Raw genomic sequence first — 3,928 nt, 5'->3', positions numbered from 1 at the left:
CTACGTCAGCCCCTAAAATTTTATTCCAATGTTTCCAATGATTATTAGTGTTGTCTTTATAGAATAAGGCAAAAAATTCCGTTGCAACAAGCAATTCTCCAATAATCATTGGAATGACCATAAATAAAATAAGGTTCCAAGGCGAGGCAGCTAATAGCTCCATATAATGTGTCATAATCATTTTTTTACTCCTAAGTTTGATTAATTGTCTATCGGTGCATTGGGAATTTGTGGTGGCGGTGGCTACACCTTTGCAACGGCACAAAGCGACAAACGCATTAAGAGCGTAGCCACAGTGAGCTTATTTAATACAGATTTGGTGCGCAGTAATGGTATGAATGACAGTGCGGTGGCGACTATTCAAGAGCGTTTAAAACAAGTGGCTGAAGCGCGTACTTTAGAAAGCAAAGGCGATGTGCAATATAGTGCCAATACGGATTTAACCAAAATTACTGATGAACAAATCGCTCAAATGCCGGCTGGATTGTATCGTGAAGGATTTGAATATTACGGAAAAACCCATTTCCACCCAAATTCAACACCACGCTACACCACCAGCAGCCTATTGGATTTAATGACGTGGGATGCAACCAACCAAGCAGAATTGATTGATCAACCGTTGTTGATGATTGCAGGTTCAGCCGCAGACACCCGTTATATGACGGAACAAGCCTTTGCCAAAGCCACAGGCACAAAAAATAAAGAGTTGGTTTTAATTGACGGAGCAAGCCATATCGAAACCTACTGGAAACCTGAATATGTAAAACAAATCAGCGAAAAATTGACAGGGTTCTTTGGTAAAAATCTGTAACCCGCTTTACCTAGCACGAGCTGTGCTAGGTTCTTTAATCCTAGCCCCTCTGGGGCTAAATTGAGAAGAAGATCTTATGAAAAAAACTGTCCTTTTTTCCACCGCACTTGCTTTCACTACTTCGTCTGCTTTGGCGGAACAAATCATTACGCCTTATACGCAACATCAATGGACGGCTGCACCGAGCGATCATTTTTCGGGGGATGCTCGTTTTACCAGACTGCCTGAAATTCCGAACAGCCCGGACGGTTCGGCGATTGTAGAGTTTCAAGCCGGCACCATTACCGATTGGCATAGCCATATTCTTTTTGGACAGGAGTAAAAAATGGTTAATCAATCTAAACGTGATTTATTAAAAACGGGCGGTTTAACCGTATTAGCGTTGAGTTTAGGCGGAACGGCGGTATCTGCCGTTGCCAATACCGCAAAATCAAATAAGGTCTCTTCTCAAGATAAAATCCCAAGTCAGCGTAAACTGGGGAATTTAACGGTTTCTTCGTTGGGTTTAGGTTGTCAAGGATTGGGACAAAATATGTACGGTGTACCGCAACCAAGTCGTGAGCAGGCGGTACGATTGGTGCGTCAAGCCTTTGATCACGGTGTAACCTTCTTTGACACCGCCGAAGCCTACGGACCGTTTGAAAGTGAACGTGTGATGGGCGAAGGCATTAAATCGTTTCGTGATCAAATTGTTCTTGCCACCAAATTCGGTTGGGACATTGATCAGCAAACAGGTAAACGCACAGGTGGGTTAAACAGTCACCCTGAGCATATCAAACAAGTGGTGGACGGTATGTTAAAACGCTTACAAACCGACCGTATTGACTTACTCTATCAACACCGTGTTGATCCCAATGTGCCGATTGAAGAGGTGGCTGGCGCTATTCAAGATTTAATGAAACAAGGCAAAGTTTTGAATTGGGGCTTGTCGGAAGCAGGCGAGAAAACCATTCGCAAGGCACACGCTATTCAGCCTTTAACCGCCGTACAAAGCGAATACTCGTTGTTTTTCCGTGGTCGTGAAAAAGATGTCATTCCCGTTTGTGAAGAATTAGGGATTGGGTTTGTGCCTTGGTCGCCGCTGGCAATGGGAGCATTGGCTGGTTATGTGGACGAGAACAGCCGTTTTGAGGCTGATCCAAGCAAAGATTTGCGTGGTATTATCCCACGCTTTACACCCGAAGCGATGCAACAAAATGTGAAGTTAATCCAGCTTGTGCAAAAATGGGCAAAACGCAAACTTTGTACGCCTGCACAGCTTTCTTTGGCCTGGCTAATGGCACAGAAAGCGTTTATCGCGCCAATTCCTGGGACGAGCAAAGCCCGTCATTTGTTGGATAATTTAGGCGCAGACGATGTGAAATTTACCGCAGAAGAATTGGCGCAATTCCGCCAAGAATTAGAAGCCATTGAAATTGTCGGCTTGCGTTTGCCTGAAGCAATTTTGAATTTTTCAGAAGCGAAATAGTTTTCAGATACCTGAAAAAGTCGTAAATAAAAATTCTTTCTTACAGCGGTCGTTTTCATAAAATCCTTTGAAAAACGATCGCACTTTTTCTTGAATATGTAGCAAGATTAGTGGAAGATTTATCGAAATTGAAAGATATTGGGAAAAGGGTAAAACTGGAATCAGACAGATGATTAGGCAAAACGCTATAGTCAATAAGTGTAAAAATGGCATAATCAACTCAATGAATTTATGGACAAATATTATCTGTTTGGTATTTTATAGTAAGTACATTGTGTAAAAATAAAATCTGAAATTTAGTCTTTTTATACTTTATTTTTACGTACTCATACTTCAATCTGGGAAACTTAATATTTAATTAATTGATTTAAAAGAATTTTATAATTTACATTCCTAAGTGATATAGAAACAACCGTTCTATCTCCATAGATACTATCTACACCCGCTCCAATAACCGCACTTCCTGTTGATTTTTCAACATCATAATTCCCAGTATTAACCCTATCAACAGCAACACCCAGAGCAATTGCTGGAATAAACTTCATTCCGCTTGTTACTCCCCCCATAGAGAATGAAGAACTAATATTAGTTGTTGATTTCAATAAATTTTCAGATGTCATTGGTTTCTTCTCAACAATATATTCATAAGATTCAAATCCAGATGTTACAGAGCCAGCTGCTAAAGCATTAGATAATACAACTTCTCTTTTTTGCTCTCCCATCGTTTTTACACTATTACGAATATACTCCCTTACACCATTAACACCTTTTCCTATAGCACTCTCATAGGTTAATTGTCCATTAATATAAGATTTCGTTACTGCATTATTCACAACGGATATACCGGATTTAATATCTTTCGATAATTCTCTAGCGACATAGCCTGTTTCTGATGCTATTTTGGCTCCTTCCGAAACAACCTGATTCCCTAGTTTCGCAGCCCCTCCCAATAGTGGCTTAGCTCCTGCTGCCAAATTAGGCAAATCATAAGCCAAATTTGCTACATCAGGATTCAATCCTGTCAGTTGACTAAGTAACTGCCCCCCCATCGTGTATTGAGGCTTACCACTCACTATCGCTGTTGCTCCTGTATAAGCATGATCTGCACCATAGGCTGCAACCGGAACACCTACGGCACACCCGATGCCGGTTTCACAAAGCCCTACACCAAATGCAACAGTACTTCCCCCACCAACGGCTTGAACCACACCTCCAGCTCGTGTTGTCAGTCCATATTGGCTATCTATTCTTGTGGCTTGATCGAGTACTTTATAACTCTCGTTATAGACAAATAATTGTTTTTTGATACCCGCACCCCAAGAATCGGATAATGTTTCAGTTTGGCTTTTTAATAATGCCCTTTCTTGTGCATATTCCGCTGTATTACCCAATTGCTCTAAAGCTCTCGCTTTTTCATAAGCTTCCGCATAATCAGGTGAATTTGAGGGTATCTGGGCAGAACAATGCACCAACGCACAAGCTGCAATTTCTAAACGGCGTTCTTTTTCTTTATCGCCCTCAGCCAGCATTTTTATGCGTTCCTTTTCATTTTGGTGCAACTGTCGATTAAACGTCTCCGCATTGTAAGATGCCAATGCCCCTTGTTTTATTGCTTCTCCACTACCGTCTGTCACAGCCCCCGCCACAGC

The 3,928-nt window shown here is 41.6% G+C and carries 4 protein-coding genes and 1 pseudogene; 3 read left to right on the top strand and 2 right to left on the bottom strand.

Annotation, left to right across the window (positions count from 1 at the left end; translation table 11 throughout):
* A partial coding sequence (locus BKK52_RS09380) for a DUF6803 family protein (protein ID WP_208606156.1) occupies positions 1–181 on the bottom strand: 181 nt, incomplete at its 3' end.
* 30 nt (positions 182–211) lie between these two features.
* Here BKK52_RS09380 and BKK52_RS13895 point away from each other — a divergent pair.
* The 3 genes and pseudogenes from BKK52_RS13895 to BKK52_RS09365 all read left to right on the top strand — a co-directional run.
* Positions 212–811 (top strand): annotated as a pseudogene (locus BKK52_RS13895) (alpha/beta hydrolase); the annotation flags it as partial.
* Between the two features lie 76 nt (positions 812–887).
* On the top strand, positions 888–1,133 hold the full coding sequence (locus tag BKK52_RS09370; RefSeq protein ID WP_194186315.1) for a cupin domain-containing protein: 246 nt from the start codon (positions 888–890) through the stop codon (positions 1,131–1,133).
* A 3-nt stretch (positions 1,134–1,136) separates the two neighbouring features.
* Complete coding sequence (locus tag BKK52_RS09365; protein WP_077473742.1) at positions 1,137–2,279, top strand: aldo/keto reductase; 1,143 nt, start codon at positions 1,137–1,139, stop codon at positions 2,277–2,279.
* A gap of 347 nt (positions 2,280–2,626) precedes the next feature.
* Here BKK52_RS09365 and BKK52_RS09360 read toward each other — a convergent pair.
* Positions 2,627–3,928 (bottom strand): hypothetical protein (locus tag BKK52_RS09360; RefSeq protein WP_208606155.1); only part of this gene is annotated, 1,302 nt, incomplete at its 5' end.

The organism is Rodentibacter trehalosifermentans, assembly GCF_002000545.1.
In the GTDB taxonomy this organism is placed as follows: Bacteria; Pseudomonadota; Gammaproteobacteria; order Enterobacterales; family Pasteurellaceae; genus Rodentibacter; species Rodentibacter trehalosifermentans.
Note: the sequence above shows the minus strand (reverse complement) of the source record. Positions and strands in the feature narration are given on the sequence as shown.

Bases quoted from the DNA above. Each gene is read 5' to 3' on its own strand.
- BKK52_RS09370 (WP_194186315.1), top strand. From the start codon at position 888: ATGAAAAAAACTGTCCTTTTTTCCACCGCACTTGCTTTCACTACTTCG.
- BKK52_RS09365 (WP_077473742.1), top strand. From the start codon at position 1,137: ATGGTTAATCAATCTAAACGTGATTTATTAAAAACGGGCGGTTTAACC.